This window comes from Bacillus sp. FSL K6-2819 (genome assembly GCF_038008305.1).
Taxonomy (GTDB): domain Bacteria; phylum Bacillota; class Bacilli; order Bacillales; family Bacillaceae; genus Bacillus; species Bacillus amyloliquefaciens.
Window position 1 is genome coordinate 3,441,344 of record NZ_JBBOYV010000001.1, and the last position, 26,320, is coordinate 3,467,663.

21 protein-coding genes are annotated in these 26,320 nt (G+C 42.9%); 3 read left to right on the forward strand and 18 right to left on the reverse strand.

The window, feature by feature from the left end; all coding sequences use genetic code 11:
* Positions 1–22: 22 nt before the first annotated feature.
* From MHH91_RS18010 to MHH91_RS18065, 12 genes are all read right to left on the reverse strand, one after another.
* Positions 23–1,099, reverse strand: coding sequence for a glycosyltransferase family 4 protein (locus MHH91_RS18010; protein ID WP_013353790.1), 1,077 nt, complete (start codon positions 1,097–1,099; stop codon positions 23–25).
* A gap of 132 nt (positions 1,100–1,231) precedes the next feature.
* On the reverse strand, positions 1,232–2,428 hold the full coding sequence (tuaH, locus tag MHH91_RS18015; RefSeq protein ID WP_013353791.1) for a teichuronic acid biosynthesis protein TuaH: 1,197 nt from the start codon (positions 2,426–2,428) through the stop codon (positions 1,232–1,234).
* A 19-nt stretch (positions 2,429–2,447) separates the two neighbouring features.
* The gene (gene tuaG / locus MHH91_RS18020; RefSeq protein WP_013353792.1) at positions 2,448–3,206 is read right to left on the reverse strand and encodes a teichuronic acid biosynthesis protein TuaG; all 759 of its coding nucleotides are present in this window, start codon (positions 3,204–3,206) and stop codon (positions 2,448–2,450) included.
* 23 nt (positions 3,207–3,229) lie between these two features.
* A complete protein-coding gene (gene tuaF, locus MHH91_RS18025; RefSeq protein ID WP_013353793.1) occupies positions 3,230–3,910 on the reverse strand; it encodes a teichuronic acid biosynthesis protein TuaF in 681 nt (226 codons plus the stop codon).
* On the reverse strand, positions 3,907–5,394 hold the full coding sequence (tuaE, locus tag MHH91_RS18030; protein ID WP_013353794.1) for a teichuronic acid biosynthesis protein TuaE: 1,488 nt from the start codon (positions 5,392–5,394) through the stop codon (positions 3,907–3,909). The genes tuaF and tuaE overlap by 4 nt, the downstream gene beginning before the upstream one ends.
* A 67-nt stretch (positions 5,395–5,461) precedes the next feature.
* Complete coding sequence (tuaD, locus tag MHH91_RS18035; protein ID WP_013353795.1) at positions 5,462–6,802, reverse strand: UDP-glucose 6-dehydrogenase TuaD; 1,341 nt, start codon at positions 6,800–6,802, stop codon at positions 5,462–5,464.
* A gap of 4 nt (positions 6,803–6,806) precedes the next feature.
* Entirely contained in the window at positions 6,807–8,003 is a 1,197-nt protein-coding gene (gene tuaC / locus MHH91_RS18040; protein WP_013353796.1) for a teichuronic acid biosynthesis protein TuaC, read from the reverse strand.
* Complete coding sequence (gene tuaB, locus MHH91_RS18045; protein WP_013353797.1) at positions 8,000–9,448, reverse strand: teichuronic acid biosynthesis protein TuaB; 1,449 nt, start codon at positions 9,446–9,448, stop codon at positions 8,000–8,002. The genes tuaC and tuaB overlap by 4 nt, the downstream gene beginning before the upstream one ends.
* Before the next feature lie 37 nt (positions 9,449–9,485).
* The gene (locus MHH91_RS18050) at positions 9,486–10,145 is read right to left on the reverse strand and encodes an exopolysaccharide biosynthesis polyprenyl glycosylphosphotransferase (RefSeq protein ID WP_014471097.1); all 660 of its coding nucleotides are present in this window, start codon (positions 10,143–10,145) and stop codon (positions 9,486–9,488) included.
* A gap of 256 nt (positions 10,146–10,401) precedes the next feature.
* On the reverse strand, positions 10,402–11,892 hold the full coding sequence (locus MHH91_RS18055; RefSeq protein WP_014472306.1) for an N-acetylmuramoyl-L-alanine amidase: 1,491 nt from the start codon (positions 11,890–11,892) through the stop codon (positions 10,402–10,404).
* A 25-nt stretch (positions 11,893–11,917) separates the two neighbouring features.
* Positions 11,918–14,035: a SpoIID/LytB domain-containing protein gene (locus tag MHH91_RS18060; RefSeq protein ID WP_013353800.1), complete on the reverse strand. Its 2,118-nt coding sequence runs from the start codon at positions 14,033–14,035 to the stop codon at positions 11,918–11,920.
* A 22-nt stretch (positions 14,036–14,057) separates the two neighbouring features.
* The gene (locus MHH91_RS18065; protein ID WP_013353801.1) at positions 14,058–14,360 is read right to left on the reverse strand and encodes a membrane protein; all 303 of its coding nucleotides are present in this window, start codon (positions 14,358–14,360) and stop codon (positions 14,058–14,060) included.
* A gap of 176 nt (positions 14,361–14,536) precedes the next feature.
* Here MHH91_RS18065 and tagU point away from each other — a divergent pair, with 176 nt between their 5' ends.
* Positions 14,537–15,457 carry a polyisoprenyl-teichoic acid--peptidoglycan teichoic acid transferase TagU gene (tagU, locus tag MHH91_RS18070; protein ID WP_013353802.1) on the forward strand — a complete coding sequence of 307 codons (921 nt, stop codon included), beginning with the start codon at positions 14,537–14,539 and terminating at the stop codon, positions 15,455–15,457.
* A 49-nt stretch (positions 15,458–15,506) separates the two neighbouring features.
* On the opposite strand, the gene wecB is transcribed toward tagU, so the two are convergent.
* Entirely contained in the window at positions 15,507–16,646 is a 1,140-nt protein-coding gene (wecB, locus tag MHH91_RS18075) for a non-hydrolyzing UDP-N-acetylglucosamine 2-epimerase (protein WP_014471100.1), read from the reverse strand.
* A gap of 276 nt (positions 16,647–16,922) precedes the next feature.
* On the opposite strand from wecB, the gene galU reads away from it, so the two are divergent.
* On the forward strand, positions 16,923–17,801 hold the full coding sequence (gene galU, locus MHH91_RS18080) for a UTP--glucose-1-phosphate uridylyltransferase GalU (protein ID WP_013353804.1): 879 nt from the start codon (positions 16,923–16,925) through the stop codon (positions 17,799–17,801).
* A 35-nt stretch (positions 17,802–17,836) separates the two neighbouring features.
* On the opposite strand, the gene tagH is transcribed toward galU, so the two are convergent.
* From tagH to tagD, 5 genes are all read right to left on the reverse strand, one after another.
* On the reverse strand, positions 17,837–19,390 hold the full coding sequence (gene tagH / locus MHH91_RS18085) for a teichoic acids export ABC transporter ATP-binding subunit TagH (RefSeq protein WP_013353805.1): 1,554 nt from the start codon (positions 19,388–19,390) through the stop codon (positions 17,837–17,839).
* Positions 19,391–19,409: 19 nt separating this feature from the next.
* On the reverse strand, positions 19,410–20,237 hold the full coding sequence (gene tagG / locus MHH91_RS18090; RefSeq protein ID WP_013353806.1) for a teichoic acids export ABC transporter permease subunit TagG: 828 nt from the start codon (positions 20,235–20,237) through the stop codon (positions 19,410–19,412).
* A gap of 155 nt (positions 20,238–20,392) precedes the next feature.
* Complete coding sequence (locus MHH91_RS18095; RefSeq protein WP_013353807.1) at positions 20,393–22,558, reverse strand: CDP-glycerol glycerophosphotransferase family protein; 2,166 nt, start codon at positions 22,556–22,558, stop codon at positions 20,393–20,395.
* 50 nt (positions 22,559–22,608) lie between these two features.
* On the reverse strand, positions 22,609–24,627 hold the full coding sequence (locus MHH91_RS18100) for an alpha-glucosyltransferase N-terminal domain-containing protein (protein ID WP_014472308.1): 2,019 nt from the start codon (positions 24,625–24,627) through the stop codon (positions 22,609–22,611).
* 162 nt (positions 24,628–24,789) lie between these two features.
* On the reverse strand, positions 24,790–25,179 hold the full coding sequence (tagD, locus tag MHH91_RS18105) for a glycerol-3-phosphate cytidylyltransferase (RefSeq protein ID WP_003151361.1): 390 nt from the start codon (positions 25,177–25,179) through the stop codon (positions 24,790–24,792).
* A 354-nt stretch (positions 25,180–25,533) separates the two neighbouring features.
* Here tagD and MHH91_RS18110 point away from each other — a divergent pair, with 354 nt between their 5' ends.
* The gene (locus MHH91_RS18110) at positions 25,534–26,304 is read left to right on the forward strand and encodes a WecB/TagA/CpsF family glycosyltransferase (protein ID WP_013353809.1); all 771 of its coding nucleotides are present in this window, start codon (positions 25,534–25,536) and stop codon (positions 26,302–26,304) included.
* Positions 26,305–26,320: the final 16 nt, after the last annotated feature.

Genomic DNA, 26,320 nt, shown 5'->3' on the forward strand with positions numbered 1-26,320 from the left:
CCATTTGCATGATCTGCTCTTTTTAATTCTTCTTTACCAATCTCTTGTAAAACTTGGTAAATGGTTTAAATTGTTCATTTACTAACCCTGTGACCTCTGCTATGATTTGCATAAATACAATCAATACAAAAATAATAAACAGCGAAAGCCATATGGTCGCGCTTTTCAGCAGGATGGCACTGATGCTGAAAATAAAGCCGATTAAATAAATGATGATGACAGCCGTGCGGTGTGAAAGCCCGAAGGCCATCAGCCGGTGGTGTATATGTGACTTATCAGGCGCTGAAATCGGCTGTTTGTTTAGTATCCGTCTGATGACAGCGAACGTCGTATCAAAAATCGGCACGCCCAAAATAATGATCGGAATGATGATACTGAATAAAGTCACGCTTTTATAAAGACCTAATAATGAGAGTACTGAAATGACGTATCCGAGAAAGAGCGATCCGGTATCTCCCATAAATATTTTTGCCGGGTGAAAATTATAAAATAAAAATCCGAGTGTGCTTCCTATCACAACGAGAGAAAGTGACAGGATAAGGATTTTGCCTCCGGATAACGCCATTACTGCGATGGTGGACAGTCCGATGACCGACAGACCGGCAGCGAGACCGTCCAAACCGTCAATCAGGTTCATCGCGTTCGTGATACCGACGATCCATAACACAGTCAGCGGGTAAGCGACCCATCCCAATTCTAAACGTTCCGTTAAAAACGGCACGGAGAAAAAGTCCATTTTCAGTCCCGTGCTCACAATCATAATGGCTACGGCTAACTGGACGAAAAACTTTACCTTTGCGCTTAATTGGTATTTATCATCAAGAATTCCTAAAATAACAATAATAAACGCGCCCACCGTGATGGCGGTCATCTTCGTTTCATTATATATGCCGGCCGCGAGCACACCCGCCGCTACGCCGATAAAAATGGCCAATCCGCCCATACGGGGCATTATTTTATCATGTACTTTTCGGTTGCTGGGCTGGTCAACTGCACCTATTTTGATCGCAATTTTTTTTACGATAGGAGTTAGGATTAAAACCGTTAGCAGAGAGACAAAAAACGCAACAACTATGCGAAACATGCGTTCGTCAAGCATAAAGAAGTCTCCTTTGGAATTATATGAAGTCTTTTCTGATATTGAACCGTTCCTTCCATTATAATTCTTACTAGTTATTATAACAAGCATCATCAAAAAGAAACACGCAAATCAAAAAATGCGCTTTCCCTTTTAATGGGAGTGCGCATTTTTCATGATTCCCGTGCATTCGAGCATATGGCCGAATAAAACATTCCAATCCCGTCTTCGGGCCAATTCACGGCGCAATGCCTCGTAAGATCCGCCGCGATCCGCTGCCAAGAGCGATTCACAGGCTGCGATGAAATCTGCGGGGTCGCTGCCTTCAACGTATTCATAAACATAAGGCCTTTTGATTTTGGCCGTAGAAGCAAGGTTGCAGCCGACAACCGGTTTGCCGGCAGCTAAAAATTCAAAAAGCTTGAGCGGAAATACCGCGTCATTATAAGGCGAATTTTTATAAGGCATAATGCCGATGTCGACGAGCTGCATATAGGACGGCACTTCATTCGGCGCAGCAGGTCCCGACCAGATGACATTCGGCCGCTTCAGAAGCGACTTGAAATCCGGCTCATCCTCAGCCGTGTTCGGACCTACCAATAAAATCGTCCAATCCGGCCGTAAATCTGCCGTTTCCGCTAAAAGCGCGAAATCGAGCTTCGGTTTGATGCCGCCGATAAAACCGAGAACCGGCCCATTTCTTCCCTGTAAAATGTCTTCATCCGGGTGTTTATTTTCCTGTGAAAACAGGTCATATTCCACTCCGTTTTCAATGGTGAAGACCTTCTGGCGCGGGTTCTCCAGCTTTTTTCCGACCTCCTGATGAAGACAGTCAGATGTGCACGTAATGGAATCGGCACGCTGAATGATTCTCATTTCCGCCTGTTTTATGATATTTCTTCTGATATTTGACAGCACACCGGCACGTCCGCTGATCGGAGCCGCCCACAGATCACTGCAATCGTAAATCACTTCATCCCAAGGAAACAGTTCTGACAGAAGCGGAAAACCGGGGAAGGTGTACCATAAGCAGCAGCGGGCCCCTTCTCTTTCTTCCTTCAGCACGTTCAGCAATGGTGAAAGCTTATTCCTGTAGCAAAAATCTGTATACCTGCCGAAGCGGAAAGCTTTCTGCTTCAGGAGATCCTTTACTGCGAACTGCCGGATTCCCTCGGCAATCCCAGTCATTTGCCCGTCATTTGCGCGCGGGGACGGACATACCCAAATGACGCTTTTCGTTTCTTTTTGCCTGGCGAGAAATTCAGCCAGCCGGTGCCGTCTGTATCTCAGCCGGTCATGACCCCATTCCGCCGCTCCGACGATTACGTGAATAATCGGTTCCACCTTCATCACCCAGCTCCTCTAACGCCTACAGTCTTTTCATGACCGCGTTTTTCGCATATTGCATAAAACACCACGAAGCCTTGATAAAGTGCAGGCGCTCAATTTCTCTATAAACAAACCATGTTTTTTTGGCGGCTTTCCACTTGTTGCTTGAAATTGAATTCTGCACAAGCCTGTATTCTGAAAGGCACTCATTCAGGCCGTAAGCTGTAAATCCCCTTTTCAGAAGGGACAGCCATGTCGCCAAATCCTGCCGCGTTCTGATATCAGGCATTTGAATCTGCCCCGTCTGTTCTCTGTCAATCATGACCGTTAAACATCCGATAATCGTGTTTTTTAAAGCTTCATCATAGGACAGGCTTTCAGGCGCTTGAATCGTTTTGTCCGTCGGCGTTCCGTCCTGCTCCATGACGCTGTAGCCCGTGAATGAAAATGCACAGGACCGCTCTGACATAAACGCCAGCTGTTTTTGAAGCTTTTCCTTTTTCCATCTGTCATCGCTGTCCAAAAATGCGACATAACGCCCCTTGGCATGCTCGAGGGCTGTATTTCTGGCAGCCGCGGCTCCCCGGTTTTTGTCTAAATAAACGACGCGGATCCGCTCATCCTTTTGTTCATATTGCCGTAAAATATCTCTCGTTCCGTCCGTTGAACAATCATCCGCGATAATCATCTCCCAATGCGGGTGGCTTTGGTGTAAAACGGATTGAATCGTGTCTTCGATATATTCACTTGCATTATAAGACGGTGTAATGACAGATACGAAAGGTTTCCAGTTTGTCATGGTCACATCTCCATCGCAGATTTTTAAAAGGACTCTCTAAAAAACTCAGGAATGACAATGAACATAAATGCAACTGCAATGCCGATCAAAACGCCCAGAACCGCTTTCTTTTTCGGCGGCATGCCCTGTCCCGCCGTTTCACTCACCGGCTCTGAATTAATGACGCCGGCAGCTTTCAGGTTCAGCTGTGTGTTTTTCAATTCGTATAAAAATCTTTCCTTATCCACTTTGGCATCCGCGCTGACGGTTTCTCCCTGAAGCGCGTCAATACTCTGACGAACCACTTTTGCCCGTTTTTCAAACAGCTCCTGATCATTCTTCAGAAAAGTCTTTATGACAGCCTGAAACACCGATTCGGCCTCCTGTTTGTCTTGGTCGCTGTAACTGACCGTGATCAATGAATCTGACTGTGTTTCGACAGTCAGTTTACTTTTTACGGCTGTTCTTTCTTCGTCTGTTTTTTCAGGCAGAGCCTGCTTTAAAAAAGTATCGCTCGTCAAAAGGAGCGGAATTTCTTTTGTGTTGTTATAAAGCGGATGATCATAATTTCCCGCGGCGATCGCGGCTGCCGATGTGAAACTGCTGGTTCCGGTGATTTTTGACGGCAATAGATAACCGGCCGCCCCTAGGACAACGGGCAGCGCAATGATCCAAATGATATTCTTTTTGATACGCCGGGTTAATCTTGTCAACATATCCTTCATCTCGCATCTCCCTGTTTTTCATAGTACGCCGTAACGGCAGGCTCCTTTTGTAAACGCCTCAGAATATTGACCGCCGCAATCACGAGTGAGAGAAATACCCAGTGAAAAAATAAATTTGATACGGAGCTTGGGCTGATGCTGCTTACCAAAAAACCGGCCATCGCCGTGATAAGTCCTTCTGTGATCAGTCTTGACTGATTTTCCGTTTTTCTTTCATGCCATTTATAAAGTGTCCAAAAAAGGAACAAGTAGACTGTCAGATAGCCGAGCATCGTAAGCACGCCGAAGTTAGCCATAATCTCGACGAGCCAGTTGTGCACTTCAGCTACGCCGCCCGTATCATACACGGGCTCAGCTTTTAAATAGTACGAGACGTTTCCCGCACCCACTCCGAACCCCCAGGAATCAATCACGTAGTGAAAGGCGTTCTTTAAAAGATTCGCCCGCGCGAGGTTCGATGGAAGCGGGTGCTGTCCCGGCATCGCCTGCGGAGCTGAAAAGAGATTCAAGAAGGCATTGGTGATACGGCCCGCAAATAAAAGCGCAAAGAGCGCAGCACCCGCCCCCGCAGCGTACAGCGCGAGTTTTTTCAGCAGGGAAGGCAGCAGGATGAAGACGTATACAGCCGCCCCCGCGCATATGCCCAGCAAACTCGCGCGCGAACCGGTCAAAATGATTAAATACAAAGCGCAGATCGCAAAGAGCAGGCTGACGGCCTTCACATAACCGTTTTTCATATTTTTCACCGCCGCCGCGTACAGAAAGAAACTGATGCATAAAAACGTCGCGAAATCATTTTGATTAAAGAAAACGGACGTCGGATAATGCTGTTTGTACTGCGGCCCGTTATAAAGCGTGGAGCTCGGCAGATGGTGATGTGTAAAATGATTGTAAAAGCCGATCGCCATCACAAAAATGGTCATCACAAGCCATATGCCGTAAAAAACCATCAGCTGATCAAGGCGCTGAATAAACATGACGACGAGATAAATCAAAAACATGCCCATCGCCATTAAAGCTAAATATTTAATCCCGTACGTCACGGATTTTGCCCACAATAGCGATATGAGACCGTATGTAAACCATAAGGCGAAAAACATCAGAACCCCTTTTACATTCACCCGATTCCATCTGTCAATATGATGCCGGTTTGTCAGGATGCCGGCGATGTGAAGGGCGCCCGCCCCGATTAATAACAGCCGGTATATAAATAAGCTGAAAAAACCGAGATGGATGGCAAAGAAGGCCTGATTCAGAAATGTACACGCGATCAGTATATAAATGAGCCCCATAAACATCCGGCCGTTTGTTGTAAAGGCGGATATCAAAGCAAGTCCGGCAATACCGATCATGGCGGCAAGCAGCAGCACGGTGAATTTTCCAAAACCGGCATCCGCTCTGACCGCCTCCAGCATGATGAATACTCCTGTAATGACAGCGGCAAGCAGCACTAGAACATGTGCCGCTGAACGTTTGATACTCACATGGCAAACCCCTTTCCAAAACCGGCAGCCGAGCCGGGCTGCCGAGAGCCTGAAAACAAATCTTTTTCTATCTTGCCAATTCTTTTATTTGCCGGTCGGCATGAACCGCGGGACGTCCGACGGAATGATAAGTGAATCCTGAAACCCTCATATATTCCAGCGGGAATATATTTCTGCCGTCAATGATGACCGGCCGTTTGAGCAGCTGCTTCGCCCTCTGAAGATCCATCTCCTTGACTTCCGGCCAATCAGTTGTAATCAGGCATGCGTCCGCGTTTTCGATGGCACTGTACAGCTCTGTGTGATATTCAATGCCGCCGTCTCCTAATACAGCAGACGCTTCGGGAATCGCGATCGGATCATACGCTTTCACGTGAGCGCCCTGCTCTTTAAGACTTGAGATGATATCAAGAGCCGGGGCGGAGCGGACGTCATTTGTGTGCGGTTTAAAAGCCAGCCCCAGTACGGCCACGGTTTTCCCCTTTACCGGACCGATGACGCGGTTCAATTTTTCCGTAATGCGTAGCCGCTGCTTTTGATTGGTTTCAATGACTGCTTCCATCATTTGAAACGGATAGCCTGCGGCGTTTGCGATATGCAATAAAGCGGTTGTATCTTTCGGAAAGCAGGAGCCTCCGAACCCAATACCCGCCTGCAGAAATTTATTCCCGATGCGGCTGTCTAGGCCGACGCCTTCTGACACGTGAGAAATGTCCGCCCCGACACGTTCGCAAATATTGGCGATATCGTTAATAAAGGATATTTTTGCGGCTAAAAAAGCATTTGCGGCATACTTAATCATTTCCGCGCTTTCAAGATTGGTCTTTACGATTTTTGTACGGAACGGCTTATGAAGCTCTTCAATAACCGAAGCGGCATGTTCGCTTGTGGCGCCGATGACCGCCCGCTCCATTTCCATCGTATCCCGCACTGCCGAGCCTTCGCGGAGGAATTCAGGATTTGACACGACATCAAACGGATGGTTTCCCTTCGACGCTTCGCTGACGATTTGGTAAACGAGCTTCCCCGTCCCGACCGGAACGGTGCTTTTGTTGACAATGATTTTGTATCCGTTCAGCTGTTCTCCGATTGTCTGCGCCGCTGCCTTAATATAGGTCAGATCGGCTTCACCCGTATTTGACATCGGCGTCCCGACGGCGATATAGATGATATCAGCGGCTTTCACAGCCGACTCAATTTCAGCCGTAAAGGATAAACGCCCGGCACTGACATTTTTTTCAGCTAATTCCTCAAGCCCCGGTTCATATATCGGGATGACTCCGTTTTGCAAGCTTCTGATTTTCGCTTCATTGATGTCGCAGCAAGTCACATGATTGCCGATTTCCGCAAAACAAGTTCCAGATACAAGACCTACATACCCTGTTCCTAATACAGCGATTTTTTTCACAGCTTCATCCCTCTTTCGAAAGGTTCTCCTCTTGCCCGGCCCGGTTCATTACGGTCCGGTATTTCTCTTTCAGCGCTTTCGCGTTTTGGCTTGCGTCAAAATACGTGCGGACGGTTTGATAAAGTTCATCGGCAGTTTGCGGCGTCCAAGCCGCTCCTTCATCATATTGCCGAATGGATTCCGCCAGCGTTTCGGGTGAACCCGGTCTGATCAGCAAACGCCGGTATTTACCGAATAATGAAGCGACACCCCCGACATCGGTGCAAATCACCGGCACCTTCAGAGCGAGCGCCTCAATGACCACAGTCGGCATACCTTCACTGTAGGACGGCAGCGCCATGATATCCGACGCCAGCAGATAATCCTGTATCTTGTCATTCGGCACTTGCCCCGTTACGATGTGAGCGGCTTCCCGCAATGAGGATTTGGCGGGTCCGTCACCGACAAATACGGCTTCAAATCTTTGGTCCAATGACTGAACGGCTTTTGATAAGTCGAAAACACCTTTTTCTTTGACAAGCCTGCCGATAAACACGATCAGCTTTTTATCAGAAGGAAGACCTAGCCGTTTTCTGATGGCTTCTTTCGTCTCATTCCTTTTTTGGAAGGCGTCAATCGTGATGCCGATCGGGAGCACGCTGCAATCCGCTTCGCTGAGCTTTTTCATTTGTTCCCGCAGACTGCCGCTGACGGCATAAATATCAGCAGCCTCCCGGACCGCAAGTGTAAATGCGCGATGAGCGCTTTTGCTGTAATGCGGATAGACATTGACATCACTGCCATGCAATGTCAGAACATACGGAATTCCCAAGGCCTTTGAGACAATGGCGGCCGCTCCTCCTGACGGCATGGCGAAATGCGCGTGAATCAGATCGGGCTTCAGGCCGTGCTTTTTGATCGCGGAAAGAACCGATGCCGCCATTCTTTTATGCGGCTGCGCCCATTTCAGCTGCCCGGGAACCGCCCGATAAAACGGCCGGTGGACGGACACGCCTTTCCGCCATTCATGCGCAGGCCTTATATCCTTTTGCCGATATGTCTTTTTCAGCATCCGGAATGGCGCAGCGAGCTTCGGCCGCGGACAAATGACGGTCATCTCCGCGCCGAGCTTTCTCAGTTCTTGTGCCTGCGTCTCATGAAAAACGCCTTCTCCCGGCTTTTCACTGCTCGGATATACACTTGTCATCCACAATACCTTCATAGCAAACGCCCTTTTCTTAATTTACTTTTCATATGCGGATAAGCTTTTCCTAACAGGAATAAATAGCACAATGCGCCGCAGGCTACTGAGATCGCCAGACGCAGCTTTACATCAAGGCTGATCCGCTCGGTGCCGAAGCTGGCTGTAAAAGCGATGACACCCATTGCCGCCGTAAGCAGAAACGGTTTGGCCACGGCTTTGAAATAAGCCGACAGACGCAGTTTAATGACATATGCCAACAGCCAGCGCCCGATCAGGAAATTCAGGATGCTGATGAAAGCGTACGTCCAGGCTACAGTCAAGAGGCTGCCGGACAGCACGGCGGCGTATAAAGACGCACCATACAGCAGCATCACCCCGGCATCCCAATAAAACGCCAGATCAGCCCGCCCTTTTGCCAGCAGCACTGATCCGTTCGGGTTCATCAGGACCCTTAAAATCCCGACGATGGCGAGAACGTTTAAGACTGGGACAGCCGTAAGCCATTTTTCTCCGAAAACCGAAGCCACGAATGCATCCGATACTGAAACCAAACCGAGCAAAAGCGGAAAAGAAATCAGCGCGAGCATTTTGGTCATATTGAGAAATCCTTCTCTGATGACGCTGTTTTCATGCTTGTTTTTCGCAAAGACGGGAAATGCCACTCTTGTAATGATCGGATTAATCTTTAATACCGGAAGCGTGACGATCTGATAGGCCAAATTGTAAATGCCGAGCGCCTCCGCGCCGATAAAACTGCCGATCAGAATCATATCAATATTCGCCCCGAGCCGGTTCACAAGCCGGGAAGACAGCTGAAAGGCCCCGAAAGAAAAGAAACCTTTCATCCCCTTCAGATCAAAAACAAACGCCGGCCTCCATGTTTTTCTGCAGGATATCCAGTACAGAAGACCTTTTGACGATTGCAGCAGCACCTGAGAAATCACATACGCGAGAATCGGATCGGTATAAAAAACCGCAGCCGCCAAATAAACGAAGGACAGCACATTTGAAAAGATTTCAATCTTGCTTAACGTGTTAAACGCCAGCGCTTTTTGCAGCATATACTGATATTGCTGGCCGATCGGTGCGATTAAAAACATGACGGCCAGCACGCGGATCAAATAGGCAAGCTCCTCCCGCCGATAAAAATCGGCAATGAGCGGACTGCTGAAAAACAGAAGCGCAAACAGCGCAAGTCCCGTTATGATATTCAGCCAGTACAGGGAAGACATCTGTTTTTCAGTTACATGATCTTTTTGAATGAGCGCGGCGCCAAAGCCCATATCAAGCGCAATTTGGGCAAACACCACCACCGTTGTGATCATGCCGACAAGGCCGAATTCAGCCAGTGACATGACCCGCCCGAGCAAGGCGAATTGAACGACTTGAATGACCGTAATACACGCTGTCGAAATACTTGTCCATTTAGCGCCGCGCAAGATTTGATTTGTAATACTAGGCATCGTTTTCCCTACTTTTTTGTCTGCTGACCAGAATTTTCTATCGTGCCCCGTCACCGGTCCAGATCACTTTGCACGTTTTGAGCATAATCTTCAGTTCCAATGAAAAGGTCAGGTTTCGGATATAATATAAGTCAAACATCAGCTTTTCCCTCGGTGTCATGTCATATCCCCCGTTGACCTGCGCCCAGCCGCTTAATCCAGGCTTAACAGCCAGCCGCTCCGTAAATCCGGGAATCTCAGCCTGAAACTGTTCCGTAAAAACGGGCCGTTCGGGACGCGGGCCGATCAGGCTCATTTCTCCCCGCAGCACATTTAACAGCTGCGGCAGCTCATCAATACGGGTCCTTCTGATAAAAGCGCCGACCTTTGTTACGCGGGGGTCCTTTTTCAGCGCCCAGACCGCCCCCGATTTTTCAGCATCTATTTTCATAGAGCGGAGCTTATACAAATAAAACGGCTTCCCGTCTTTGCCTACCCGCTCCTGCTTATAAAAAGCCGGGCCGGGCGACTCCAAACGAATCAGTATGGAGAACAGGCCCATTACCGGGAGTGCCGCCAAAAGCCCCGCAAGCGCAAACACAATGTCCATGAATCGCTTAAAAGCTAAATAACGGGCCGTTCTTTCCGTTACGGCAGCGGAAGTCCCCTGCCGCACTGCATAGTTATTATTTACATTCATGCTTTTCTCTGCTCCCACTGACACACACCTCACGATTTGTTGGGATGTTTGATGACCTATGCCGTGAGTTTAGCAGATGGATGTTAATTGGAAGTAAAGGAAACGTTAATGTTTATTAGAATGTTTCGATTATTGTTTTTTTATTGTAAATCTATTCATATCCATAAACGGCGGTTACTATAATTAGAAAATGATAATGATGAGCGCGTAACAGCGCAAAAAGCCTGCCGGTCAATTCTGACCGGCAGGCTCCGTACAAAAATATATAAAAGGTTTACTTATAATAAGACACGATTCCATCATTGATGGCTGCAGCTGTCTTTTCCTTATAAGATGCTTGTTTTAATTTACTTGCATCAGACGGATTCGTAATAAAAGCCGTCTCTACCAATACACTAGGCATTTTGGAATATTTAATGACATAGAATGGAGCCGTTTTAACCCCTCTGTCTCTTGTTGATAATGCATTAACAACCTTGGGCTGAATTTGTTCAGCCAGGCGTTTGCTTGCAGCAGCTTGATATGTCTCATCATAGTAGGTCTCAGTTCCGTTTGCAGAAGTCGCGTCATTTGCATTGCCGTGAACACTGATGAATAAATCAGCTCCTGCGGTTGCGCCTTTATTTACCCTTTCCTGCAGGGAATAAAATGTATCATTGGACCTCGTCATGACCGGAAGAGCACCTGAAGCATTTAATTTTGTATTCAGCCTTTTACCGATATCAAGGTTGACGTCTTTTTCTAAAATTCCGTTACCTATAGAACCGGAATCTTGATCTCCATGACCGGGATCAATTAAAATTGTTTTTCCCGATACTGGATTTTTCAGCTGATTGGCTACATTTGAGCTGACAGCCGGGGTGTTCCCGATAATGGTAAAACTGCTTAATTTTTTTCTTCCTATAATTACTCTTGTCTCTTTTGAGAGATTGCTTCCGTTTGTCAGAATGATAGATTGTTTTTTCTTTGCAGCAAGCGCGGCCCCCGCTATTGAGTCTGCATATCCGAAACCATTGCTGACAAATACATTGCCTGTCGGAAGATTTAACTGCTGAACTAAATTGGCCGCAAGTTCATATCGGTTGCTTCCGCTGATTCTTTTTGGAGAAGGAAGTTTATTAAAGACTGAAGCATTTATGCTCCCGGTTCCCCCTGCTACAATAGAGCTTTTGATTCCCTTGCTTTTTATAGCTCCTGCTGTCGCGCTGTTAATATCTGTTTGATTCGTAAATAAAATTGGATATCCGTTCATTGCGGCATATGGAATTGCAGCGATTGCATCAGCATATAAAAATCCGTTTGCAATAACTGCTTTTGAAGCGGCAGGCATTTCCTTTGCTACTTTAGCTGCCGTATCATATCGGTTGCTTCCTGAAATTCTCTTAACACTGATGCCGAGCGCTTTGATTTGATTTGCTGTATTTGCTGATACAGCAGGCGTGCCTCCGACGATAATGACCGTTTTTGTTTTTAATTCTTTCAGACGGGTTTTCGTCTCTGATGACAAATTATCTTTGTTTGTGTAAAGCAACGGAGCATTTTTTTGATATGCCATAGTCGCGGCGGATATAGCATCTGCATACGATCCTCCGCCGACGACAACAGCTGTACTCGCTGTTGAATACACCTGCTTGGAAAGTGCAGCAGCCGTACCGTACCTGTTGCTTCCCCCTACTCTTTTAACCGCGTTGTCAGCTAAAGCTGACGGGATAAATAAGATGAGTCCCAGCATAGAAATTATCAGGACTTTAAGATAAGAACGCAATTGCCTTCCTCCTGCTCTCTTTTATTTAATAGTCAGTCAATGTTGTGCCCGGGTAATAAAATTTTAAAATCGAACTATATGAATCTCCTGATTCCGCCCTTGCCTTAGCGCCGTATTGGCTCATGCCGATACCGTGCCCGTATCCCTTTCCGGTGATTGTAAAAGCCGAGCCGTTTTGGCTGACAGTCACATAAGTGCTTTTAAATACGGAGGCTCCGATCATCGTCCTCAATTCAGTCACCGGCACAGTCATTGCAGCCGTTTTATTTGCCTCGTAATTTCCATTGTTATTTTTGACAGCGTAATTTACTTTCAAAGTTGCTGTTTTGGCCCGCTGTCCTTTAGTTGTTCCGCTGAATGTAAAATCTTCTATTTTTATAATTTTAATGGCGGAAGCGCCAGTTTCCTTATTTTTTAAAAGCCAATTTTTAATACCGCTCAGTTGAGCTGCATTTGTCTCATTCTTCGAAGCAAACCAAGATGCCGGCTGATTTACATTAATTGAATCTGTGTTGATTTGCTGCTTAGAAAGTGTCAGACTCCAGGCCGTTTGAGGATCTTTTGTGTCTTTTTTTGCAGTTAAATAAGGAACGCTTGAACCCCATACTTCGTCGCTTGATTCTGTATAACCGCCATTACTCGATGAATAAGATGCCGTAATTAAATTTCCGTTGTAAGTCAGCACTTTATTTTTCGTCTGCTGCACCGCTTTAGTTGTATTGGCGTTCCAGCTGTACCCGCCATATACTTGAAAAGCAGTAGTATCAGCTACAGTGCTCCCGGTCTTCGTAATTGAGTATGTTCTTGCCGCAACTGTTTGCGCCTTGAGTGCTTCAAGAGACCAGCTTGCGGGCATTTCATTCGGTACGACACCTTTCAAATAATCTTCAAAAGGAATATTTTCATTTACAGGTCTGATATATTTGCCTGACTCTATTGAAAAATTAATCGTCCCTAAGTATTCTTTTCCATTTAAACTTATCCGGTTGGATTCATTGTATGTTTCCGGTTTTATTCTCAGAGAATTCCCGTATGTTTTAATATGATTAAGACTTAACTTTCCATTATTGATTTGTAAGTTATATGTGCTTCCGCCGGCTAAGTAAAAATGATTTGAAAGCTCATTTTCAACTCCGGCGGAAATTGAGCTTGTACTTCCGATAAAGTCGTATGCATACGACGCCTTCTCTTTTGTCACTGATTTAGCTGCTGAAGGAACATTATCTTGTTTGATATATAAAATTTGACTGCCTTTTTTGGCAGCTAGAGAAGCACCCACCAGAACATCAGCATATTTAGTTCCATTAGTCATGACGACTTTATCAGCCTTCAACTTTAGCTGATTAATGATATTAGCAGTCAATTCATACCTCGTTGACCCGGGTATGCGCTGCACAGTTGAAGTTTTTTTAATTTGATTTTCTACTGCATCACTCACGCTGAACGAACTCCCGATAATTAAGACTTGCTTCGGAAGGTCATAATCCGGCAATTTATCCTTTTCAGTCAGTAATATGGGATAGCCGTTTGCAGCGGCATACGGAGCTATGGCTAAAGCGTCTTGAAAAACATTCCCTGTTACAACAATTGCTTTATCATAATTGCCCATTTGTTTTGCAATGTTTTCAGAAAGAACATAACGATTTTTCCCGCTGATTCTTTTCACAGCTGCATAAGACTTAAGCTTATTTTCAACGTCCTTCGAGATGCTTTTAGCCCCGCCGATGACCAGGATATTATCGGGGTTGAACTTAGCAATCTGTTTTTCTGTTGTTTTGGTCAGAGTGTCCGGCTGTGTAAATAACACTGGTGCATCCAATTTTTTCGCCAAAGGAATTACAGGTAATGCATCGATAAAAACATCACGATTGACAAGAATAACTGTTTTAGGGTTCGTCCATTGGGAGTCAGATGCCAGAGCCGCCGTCTCATATCGCGATGCTCCCGAAAAACGGTCGGTTACAGCTACGTGATCACCAGTAACCTGATAAAACCCTGTTGGAGATAAAGAAATACTTGATTGATTTCCTATGTAATTTGTCAGCTTTACTGAGATTTCGGAATCTGCCGCAAAGGTAACCGCAGGTATGAACAGTAAAACAACAGCTAGAGTCAGTCCTATTAAATGTTTGCAAGTTTTCAAGATTACAGCGTCCTCCTATTTCTTAATTTGCCGGTTCAATATCCTTCAGCACAAGCTGTCCTTTGCTATTTTTTTGATATTTTACTGTCACTTTTTCGCCATTATTTAAATTCTTCACATCATCCGCTGATTCTTCAGTGATATCAAAACTTACCGGTTCATGATCGACAGTAACTTCTATTGTATGAGTATCCGCCAGCCCTACATAAGTGCCCTCTTTCGTTACCAGCTTTTCACCTGCATCCTCGCCTTGGGATTTTTCATTGGTAACTCCGCACCCGGCTAGAAGCAGTATAAAGAACAAACATCCAAAAATTTTTTTCATTTTTTTCACCTCATTATGGATTATCGACAATATATTATCTATTTTAAAGAAAAATTAAGAAACATTGAAACTTTTTTCGATAATATTCGACTATATTAGGATTTAATGTATTTATTATATAATCTTGTATTTGCTGGAAGTCCAATTTTCAATTAAAACAGATGGGGTGTATTGAGATGAGAAGTAAACGAAGAAAAAAGAAAAAGACTTTGTTACTGGTCTTTCTGACAATCATCGGCATTTTTATTTTAGTTTCCGGCGGCTTTACATACTATCTATGGCATAAAGCGGCATCAACTGTCGCAAGCATTCACGAAGACATTAACAAATCGAATAAACGCAGTACTGAGGTAAAAATAAATAAACACGAACCGTTCTCTGTCTTAATCATGGGCGTAGATGAACGTAAAAATGATAAAGGTAGGGCCGACTCGCTCATTTACCTTACAGTCAATCCAAAGACAAAAACAACGGACATGGTCAGTATTCCGCGAGACACATATACAAAAATTATCGGCAAAGGCACGATGGATAAAATCAATCATTCATACGCATTCGGCGGTACACAAATGGCAGTAGATACGGTGGAGAATTTCTTGGACCTTCCTGTAGATTACTTCATTAAAGTAAACATGGAAAGCTTTAAAGCTGTCGTTGACACTTTAGGCGGCATCACTGTCAACAGTACATTCGCTTTCAACTATGACGGTTATTCCTTCAGCAAAGGCAATATTTCATTAAACGGTGATGAAGCCCTCGCCTACTCACGAATGCGAAAAGAAGATCCTAAAGGAGACTTCGGCCGTCAAGACAGACAGCGGCAGATTATAGAGGGTATTATCAATAAAGGGGCAAATATCTCTTCTGTCACGAAATTCGGAGATATGTTTAAAGTGGTAGAGAACAATGTAAAAACGAATTTAACTTTTGATGATATGTGGGATATTCAATCCGGTTATAAAGATGCCCGCAAGAAAGTGATTCAGCATGAATTGAAGGGTGACGGCACCAAAATTAACGGAATTTACTATTACAAAGCAGATGAAAACGGACTTGCTTCTATTACAAAAGAATTAAAAAGCAGTCTCAACCTTTAATTAATGAAGAAAAAGCAGCTTCGCATACTTATGCGGAGCTGCTTCCTTGTTACACCTCAAATGAATCAGGACGCTCTGAACGCAGTCCGAATTGATAGAGCAGCCCCTCAGCAATCCTTCTTGATGCCATACCATCTCCATAGGGATTAGATGCCCGCGACATTTTTTCATATTCTTGTTTATCAGTTAGCAGCTGTTTTGTCAGCTGATAAATCGTTTCTTCATCAGTACCGGCTAATTTCAGCGTGCCCGCCTCCACTCCTTCGGGCCGTTCAGTAGTATCGCGTAATACGAGAACCGGCTTTCCTAAGGAAGGAGCTTCCTCCTGAACGCCTCCTGAATCAGTTAAAATGAAATACGACCTTGACGCAAAATTGTGGAAATCAATCACTTCAAGAGGTTCAATCAAATGGACACGCTTCGAATCACCAAAGTGCTTATCAGCAGCTTCACGTACAGCCGGATTCAAGTGTACCGGATAAACGACTTGAACATCGCTGAACTCGTCTGCGATCCGGCGGATGGCTTTAAACATATGTTCCATAGGCTGACCTAAATTTTCCCTGCGGTGCGCCGTCAGTAAAATCATTCTGTCATTGCCGATTGTTTCAAACATCCTGTGTGAATATTCAGAGTGAACCGTTGTATTCAGAGCATCAATCGCTGTATTTCCGGTAACAAAAATTGAGCTTTCTTTTTTATTCTCATTCAGTAAATTTTGCTTCGCTTGCTGTGTCGGAGCAAAGTGGATATCAGCAAGCGCTCCGGTCATTTGACGGTTCAGTTCTTCCGGAAACGGAGAATATTTGTTGCCCGTCCGCAATCCGGCCTCTACGTGACCGACTGCAATCTGATGATAAAAAGCTGCAAGGCTTCCGGCAAAGGTGGTTGTCGTATCACCGTGAACAAGAACAATATCAGGCTTGATTTCCTTAAACAGACCGTCCAGTTTCACCAAGGCGTTTGAAGTGATTTCGGCCAGCGTCTGCCGTTCTTTCATAATATTCAGATCGAAATCAGGCTTAATACGAAATGCGTGGAGAACTTGATCCAGCATTTGTCTGTGCTGGGCAGTTACAGTGACATATGATTCAATTTCAGGGTATTTTTTTAATTCAAGCACAAGGGGCGCCATTTTTATCGCTTCAGGCCTTGTACCGAATACCGTCATGACTTTAAGTTTTTTCATGTCTATTTCTCCTGTATCTGGTTTGTGTCATTTTTCATTATCAATCCATTTTACACGATATGATCCGCGGGTTAAATATCTTGTATTATTTTCCCCTAATTGAAAAAGGATATATCATTAAGGCTTTGCGGATAAAACTTGTTTAATAATGGTTTATCTTATATCATTAAAAGTGTTAAAAATGAAATATCGGGTATACAGAAAATATCAGCAAGCCTGAGTCTGTATAAATATCATAACTTATCATTTAAGTGACGCTAAGGAAGGTGCTTTAAATTGAAAAAAGTACGCAAAGCCATAATCCCCGCTGCAGGTTTAGGGACACGCTTTCTGCCGGCAACTAAAGCCATGCCGAAAGAGATGCTTCCGATTGTAGACAAACCAACTATTCAATACATAATTGAAGAAGCGGTAGAAGCGGGTATTGAAGACATTATTATTGTTACGGGAAAAAGCAAGAGAGCAATTGAAGATCATTTTGATTATTCACCAGAGCTCGAAAGAAACCTAGAGGAAAAAGGAAAGATTGAACTCTTAGAAAAAGTCCGAAAAGCCTCTAACCTTGCTGACATTCATTATATCCGGCAAAAGGAGCCAAAAGGTCTTGGACATGCCGTTTGGTGCGCACGTAATTTTATCGGTGACGAGCCATTCGCCGTCCTTCTCGGAGATGATATCGTTCAAGCAGAGAAACCAGGACTTCGTCAGCTGATGGATGAATATGAAAAAACACTTTCTTCTATTATAGGGGTTCAGCAAGTGCCTGAGGAAGAAACCCATCGATACGGAATTATTGATCCGCTGACAAGTGAAGGCCGCAGATATCAGGTGAAGAACTTTGTTGAAAAGCCGCCGCAAGGGACTGCTCCGTCCAACCTTGCAATACTGGGACGTTATGTCTTCACTCCTGAAATCTTCATGTATCTTGAAGAACAGCAAATTGGTGCCGGAGGAGAAATTCAGCTTACAGACGCTATTCAAAGACTGAATGAAATCCAACGGGTTTTTGCCTACGATTTTGAGGGCAAAAGATATGATGTTGGTGAAAAACTAGGCTTTATTACCACTACATTAGAATTTGCGATGCAGGATCATGAACTGCGTGATCATCTCATTCCTTTCATGGAAGACCTGTTAAGAAAAGATGAATTATAAGAGAAAAAAGCTGTTGGAATAAATCCAACAGCTTTTTATTTTAAAATGCAGGTTAATGTTTGATTGTCGTTATTGATGATAAAAGCGTATTTATCATTTTCGGCAATAAATTGCCGATCACCGCTTCCCTTTATAACATCTTGATTATTCAGAGATAGATCTGCCGGAGTAACAGCCGATATTCCTCTGAAAACAAGCTGCTCGGCCTTGCCATTCTTTATTACATAACTAACCTGGCCATTTTTAAGATACAATGTCTCCCGGCCATTCACGACTTCTTTCTGCAACTCTTTAGTTTCTTGCTGAATATCATTAACGCGCTCTCCCAGAAGGGAAACAAGTTGGTCAGCATCACTCTGCTTTACATACGGTGAAAAAGCCGATGCTTTCACATTTGAACTTTTTCCGTTAAAGACTGCTGCGTTTTGCGGGATATAGTACGTTTTATTGTTAATCTCAATCTTTGCCGATTGCCTGTCTTCAGATACAACTTTAATCTGAGCACCGAACGGAATAAGGAAGTCAGCCTTTTTTTTCAGCTCTGTATCTTTATACGCTTGCGTCTGATCTTTTAATACGAAACCTTTTTTATTCACCGATGTCTGGTATTTCCCCTTATTGATATCATCTTGATATCCGATCTTACCGAACGAAGCGATCGTACGGAGCGGGGCGCTGAAAAACATGGTTCCGGCTATAAACACAAGCAGTATTGATAATATTGCAATTTGAACAGCATTGACTGCTGATCCGGATTTATTTCTTTTCTTTTGTTCCTTTACAATCGCCTGCTGCTCAGGCGATTCTTTTTTACGCTCAGCAACCTGATCTTTCTTATATTTCTCTTTGTCTTTTTTGGAGAGCTTATTAAACCAATCGATAAATGATTTGTACTCTTTGACTACGGTTTCAGTATCGTCGAACATTCTTAATTCACCATAGTGCATCCAAGCCACACGGTCACACATTTTTTCAATCTGACCGATGGAATGACTCACAAAGAAAATGGTTTTTCCTTGTTCCTTAAATTCCTGGATCCGGTCAACACACTTCTGATAAAATGTCTGGTCCCCTACAGAGAGGGCTTCATCAATGATTAAGATATCCGGATCTATATGCACGGAAATAGCAAAGCCAAGGCGGGACTTCATACCGCTCGAATAGTTTTTCACCGGCTGATTAATAAAATCACCGATCTCAGCAAACTCAACTATGCTGTCATACATCTCATCGATTTCTTTATTTGTCAGCCCCATCATTAAACATTTGAGTCTTATGTTATCCCGGCCAGTCAAGGCATTATTTAAACCGGCCGCAATCGCAATAAGCGACGGCTGGCCGTTCATTTCAATTTCACCGCTTGTCGGCGGTATTACTTTTGCAAGCAGATTTGACATCGTCGATTTACCCGATCCGTTAATTCCTACAAAGCCGATTGTCTCCCCTTCATATACATCAAAGGAGACATTTCGCACAGCGAAAAAACCGTTATCTTTAGCAGGGAAAAACAAACCTTTTATTTTGTCCGACTGTTTTTCATAAAGATGATACTGCTTTGAAACATTTCGAAACGAAACTTTTAGTTTCATCGTACAATCTCCTTACGTATTAAAGAAAGTCAATAAACTTATCTCTGAATTTCATGTGTAAAACAGAACCGACTGTTAATAAAAATAAAGTGAACAGCCAGAAATACAGTGTATATTTCATATCTTGAAAGAACCACTGACCATCTAAGAAACTGTTCCTGAATCCGTCAATAATATAAAAAAGCGGATTCAGCTTCAGGACCGGCACCAATTCCGGGTGATCTGCCCCCAGCTTCGAGTGAATGTCCCAAAAAATCGGCAGCAGGAAAAACAAAAGTCTTGTCACTGCCTGAAGAAGAAACTGATAGTCTCGGATCAGCACGCTGATTGTCGAATTAAACAAGCTGAACGAAAATAAGAAAGCCATCAGACATACAAAATAATAAATATATTGAAGCCAATGAAGGCTCGGATAGATTCCGCTGGCAAGCAATGCAATGATATATATCACCATCATAATTGCATAACTGAACAAATTAGAAGCGATGGCGACGGACGGCAAAGAACTGATTGGAAAATTCATTTTAGCAACCATTTTAATTCTTTTAAATACACTATTTGATCCGTCTAGTATTGTCGGACTTATAAAAAACCACGGTATCAGACCTGCAAGCATCCACAGAATGAAAGGCACTTCTCCGGCACCTGTAGCCATCGGCCCTCCTTTTCTGATTCCCAATCCAAAAACAAACCAATAGGCAAGCATTTGAATAAGAGGATTTAAAAACTGCCATAAAACGCCTAAATAATTCATTTGATATTTAGACTTTGTTTCGTAGGCCGCTAAACGCATGATTAAAGGAAATGATGTTACTTGCTCTTTTAGTATTTTCACTACAGCATTCATTTTAATCTTCCTTAGGTTGATTTGATTTTATAAAGCATCGCTGATAATTGTACCAGAAATTAATTTTTTTTTCACTTTCAAGCCGCATGCAAATGCTGCTAAAAGCTTTGTAAAGCCATAATAGAAAAACCCCTTGATACAAAGGGGTTTTTCTATTATTCAGATTCAAACACAATCTTTACGACTTTTTCAGAAGAATGTCCTGATTCCAGATAACAGAACTTGTCGTAAAAAGGTTTGAATGAAACTGGGTGCTGATAACCCGGTGATGAAATGTGTTTGATTGCATCGATTGTTTCTTCTGTCGTTTTTACTAACGGTCCGGGAGCATCTTTCTCAAAATCGAAGTAAAACCCTCTGAGTTTGTCCCGGTACGTTTCAATATCAGGAACAAAAAACAGCATCGGACGCTTCAGATTTGCAAAATCGAAAAATACTGAAGAGTAATCCGTGATTAACAGATCTGAAATCATATACAATTCACGAATATCTTCGTGGGCAGAAAAATCGTAAGCAAACCCTTCAAACGGACCCAGGTCAAAATTTTCAGCCACAAGATAATGCATTCTCAGAATAACGAGATATTCATCTCCGAGCTCTTCCCTTAATTTGTGCAGGTCCAAATCAAGGTCAAATTTATAACGCCCTTTTGCATAAAATTGGTCATCTCTCCATGTCGGCGCATAAAGAATAATTTTCTTGTCCTCTGGCAAGTGTAATCTTCTTTTGATCGCTGTGATTGTCTCTTCATTATTGTCATTATGAAGAAAGTCATTTCTCGGATAACCTGACTCAATCATTGTTTTCTCGAATTGGAAGGCGCGCGCAAATATCTCAGACGAATAGGCATTCGGTGAAATTAAATAATCCCAATTTGATGCCTCTTTAATAAAATTCTTTTTATATTTTTTCGTATTGGTACCCGGCATATGGACTTCTTCCATATCCATTGCAAGTCTTTTTAAAGGCGTGCCGTGCCATGTTTGAAGATAGGTTGTATGTTCCGGCTTTGGAATCCATAAAGGCAGACGGCTGTTGACTACCCAATACTCTGCCCGCGCCATAGCAAACAGCCACTTGATTGAGAGCCTGTTAATGTATTGAATGCCCTTCTCTTTAAAAGGCGCTGTATACTGCTTATTTACGCTCCAATACATTTTATATTCCGGATGATTGATTTGCATGTATTCATAAATGGCTCTCGGGTTACAGCTGTATTGCTTGCCGTTAAAGCTTTCAAAAATAATGGTCTTGCTTTTGACAGGCATTTTGCTCGCCATTCTGAAAACAACTTTATAACCCTTCGTAATAAGAGAATTTCTGCGTTTTTTCAGTTTTTTTATTTTAGAAATGAAACGCTTTTTCTTTCCTTTTATGAAGTATTTTACCCTTGTTTTCAGGCTGTAGTCGTTCACACGGATACAGACAGTCTGCTTTTTCTTCTTTTTATATACTTCATATCTGACCGGCCCGCTGTCTTTATTCACAACGCTAATGAGGCCTTTCAGTTTATTTTTCCTATCCCCAAGCACAAGCGGAGTGCTGGTGATAACAATATGTTCAGATTCCTCGTTTTCACAATGAAATTCCATAAACATGCGGTAGACAAATCGTTTTTCCAGAGAATAAGGAATATCTTTTAATGGAATCTTTATTTGGAAATCAAAAATTTCAGGAGTGAATGCATCTTCTCGAAGCTCTTCAATATTCTCCGCTTTTTTTGTCATTTCAATAGGAAAATGTTTTTCTACGGGGTCTTCTCCCCCTTTTTTAATGACAAATTGCAAATTTTTAACTGAGAGCTGATTCTCTGAACTAAGATATCCGGCATACCCTGAAATATTAATCTCTTCTGCCTTCAGCTGAATCTCATCAAATTTCACGATTTTCGCTTCTCTTTTTACTTTTAAAGAGAAATTACCCTTATCGGTTGTATAAGGCAAAATTAACAGCTCAGTCGTATGATCAAGGTGGTAGGCACGCTCAATCGCTTCCGCTTCCACGGATAAACGCACCTGCATCGGCTGTTCTTCCTCCTCCGCAGCCGGCTCACCCAAAACCACATAAAAATCATAAGTCTGTCCCATTTCTAAAGGTTCAGGAAACGAGTGAATATTAATTGAAGTGCTGTATTGCGCCGGGCTCTCTTTCTCTAAAAGAACAAAATCCTCCGCTCCGGAACGCCGTTCTTTTAATTTTAAATAATATTTCACTTCCTCAGCTAATGGTTCTTCGCTTTCAAGTGAAATAGAGAGCATCAGATCGCCCACATTATTTTTTAAGCTTTTCAAAATACATTTAATCACAGTATTTTCATCCATACTTATTTTCTGCTCCTCTGTATTAAAGCTCTTCACTTAGCCGATTTCACTTAATCGATGTGATCCTTTTTGTTTAATTTAATAGAGAAATTACCTTTCACTGTCGTATAAGGTTCAAAAATATATCCGTTATTCATAAACCGGTCCTTTTCGCCGAGGTTGACTTCACGGCTGGATACCCTTCTTTGAATACGTATACGGTCAGCTGATACAAACTGAATGTAAAAGTCAAGAACCGAAGTTTGATTGGCCTCGATTTTCTCTTTTTTGATGTCCTTTTCAAAATTAATCGTAAACGTCTGAGCCGGCTGATCAGAGGATACGGATATGATTTCAGCTTTGTTTTTCCGATCAATCCCAATCAGGCTGACTTTTTCAAACACATCATTTGGGTCAGACACTGAAACGCTGATCGCTAGTCCGTCGCCGTTTTTTTCAAAAGATGTAATCGGCTGTTCTTTAGAGCCGACTTTTTCAGCGAGCCGTTCCTTTTCTTTTCTCACTTCAATCATTTTGGAAAGAGCATATGACCAATTTTTAATATAGTTTGGTTTAGAGTATTTTTCAGCCATTTTAAAGGCCTGACGTGAAAATTGTTGATGAGTGCTGTCATCTCTCATTAAAGAGATAATGGCCTCCGCTAATTTTTCTATATTATATTGCTCGATAACATAGCCGTTTACTCCATCTTCTACCAAGCTTCTGGCACCGTAATCGTAATCGTAAGTTACGACCGGGCATCCGTTGCTCAATGCTTCCATATTTGACAGACCGAAGCCTTCAAAGTGAGACGTCGAAATTGTCAGCCATGCTTTTTGAAACTCGTAATCAGGGTTATTCGTGTATCCTTTCAGCAATACATTATCCTTGAGGTTTTGAGCTTCAATTTCCTTTTTGATTTTTTCTGTATCTTCTCCGGAACCGAATATGTCCAGTTTCGCATCCGGGATTTCATCTACGACAAGTTTGAACGCTTTAACGGCATGCGTCAGATTTTTCATTGCGGCAAGCCTTGAGATAATAACCGCTTTATTTCGTTCACTCGGAACGTTCAAAACCTCTTCATCAAGCGGTTTATTAATCGTATGCGGCGTAAAAAAGAATGTCTCTTTTTCTCCCGTAATAAAAGTGAAATCTGCAATCTGCTCCTCAGTAATAAAAAATACGGCATCCAGATTATTCATCTGACCGAAAACTTCTTTATAACGCCCTTTGATCTGTAATTTACTATCACCATAATGTTTGTTGTGAATAATCGCAGCGTAATATGATGACGGCGCTTTTTTTACTCTGAAGACATGTTTGTCCTGAGGTCTGCTGTCGACCAGAAATAGTTTAGGCCGATCGTTTTCATTTTGAAGAACGTCTATCCAATGCCGGCGCAGCTCAGATTCATCTTTAAATGTTAATGGACCTTCCTCCGTGTACCACGTAAAATGTGTTAATTTGACTTCTTCACTTTGGCTGTCCCACATGTAGTGTTTTTCCAAATAAACGACATTTTCGCTGTTGATAAACTCCTGAAGGAAGATTTGATTAATCTTGGTATCAAAATGAGAGACAATGACAGCCTGTCCTTCTTTATTGTATTCTTCCCTTTTTATTACTTGTTTTTCATCATTCAGGTAGTCTACGTAACGTACCGCCGCACCGCCTGAATAATAGGAAAGAATATAATCATTTGATGATTTGCCGAATATTTTTGAGATTGCTTTGCTTACTTTCCCCTTGCTGACATGTCTTTTTATTTGATCCAGCTCAATTTTCTCTGAATAAATCCGCTTGCCTTTTGTTTTTTTACTTAAAAAGTCATCATACATGTTGATAACTTGTGTGTATTCGGAGTCAGCTTTTCCATTTTCAAACAGCTCGTTCTTTTTTCTTGCAAACTCTAAATCAAATCTAAAAGTAAGAAAGGCGGTTTTCTTTTGGCTTTCTTCTCCGAAGAGTTTAGAGCGCAATAATAGTGATTTGGTCAGGCCTCCGTAATTATCCGGCAGTCCGCCTGAGATAAAATAATACATCATATCGGGAAACTCATTATTATAGTTAATAGGCTGATTGGACAAATTTTTTCTCCCTTTCACCATATGAATTTAATAAAACACTGCAAAATAATACTATTCCCGCAGATTAAATTAACAAAACCAATTTAAGCATCAAAAAGTACTTCTTATCTAAAAATAAGAAGTACTTTGATGGTTTTTCACGCAATCTATTAAATTCCCGTATTACACCCCGGCAATTTCTTTTTTAATCTGTGTAGTGGAAATACCTTCGGTTCTAGGGAGATAGATGACTTCGCATTGATCTTTAAGGAAGTCGAATTTGCCTTCCCAATCGTCTCCCATTACGAACACGTCGATATTGTGATCCGCTACGTCCCGTACTTTTTGATCCCAGCTGTTTTCCGGAATGACTTCGTCGACATAACGGATGGTTTCCAGAATCAGCTTTCTGTGTTCATAGCTGTGATAGGCCTTTTTTTGTTTTTGAAGGTTGAACTCATCTGTTGAGATGGCAACGACAAGGTAATCTCCAAGCTGCTTTGCGCGCTCAAGCAGTTTAATATGACCCCAATGCAGTAAATCAAACGTTCCGTAAGTAATGACCTTCTTCATGAAACAAAAGCTCCTTTCTATCATCATACGTATAACAAGCAACTGCCCTGAAATGCTGCGCAGCTGTATCCTTAATCACTAAAGTGCCAATTTCGTACTCATGGAACCTCATTATATCACATAGCCCTGAAAAGGTTAAGCTAATGTAAAGCGAAGTTAAATTCCTTTTATTAACAATTGTTATTACAATAGGAGTTTAGCAGGGTTTTCACGCGTATGATTAAAGAAATTGTTATCTTATTTATATTTTTGTAAAACTATTGTTAAGTTTATCTGAAGGTATTATGTTAAAATAAAGCTTAGCCTAAGTCACGAAAAAGTGAAAGGAAATCCCGTACAAAAGGAGGACGGCAGATGCAGACTGAAATGGTGCACAACCTTTCTTATGTTAATGGAAATTTACAGGAGTTTATTTCATATTTAGACACTTATTATATCGCACAAAAGCAAGGTGCCGTCATTGCGACGGTCAACCCTGAGATCGGATACGCTGCGGCGAAAGACAAAGGTTATCATCAAGTCATTTCTTCCGCGGATTTCGTCCTGCCGGATGGTATCGGCGTCGTGTTAATGTCCCGTTTGACGCAGCACCCGCTGAAATCAAGAATTGCGGGATTCGATGTGTTTCTTTCGCTGCTCGGTCTCGCAAACCGGCAGTCTAAAAAAATATTTTTATACGGAGCTAAACAAGACGTGCTTGATGCCGTTTTGAATCGGATCAGCAAAGAGTATCCGCATATCGAAGTTGTCGGAGCCAGCAACGGCTATGAAGCGGATAAACGCTTCGTCGCCAAACAGATTTCCCGGGCGAAACCCGATATCGTGTTTGTCGCCTTAGGTTATCCGCATCAGGAACAATTTATTTATGAAAACAAACATCTTTTCCCTCAGGCTGTATCGATCGGTTTGGGCGGAAGCCTTGATGTTTTCAGCGGAACGGTGAAACGCGCCCCTCGATGGATGATCAAAACGAATCTGGAATGGCTGTACCGGCTGGTGACAAATCCGTGGAGATGGAAAAGGATGCTGAACATTCCGAAGTATGCTTTTACCGTTTTGAGAGATAATAAATCAAATAAAAGTCTGTATTCCAAGCAGGCTGAAGATCAAACGAAACAGCTTTAAACAAATAAAACTGCAA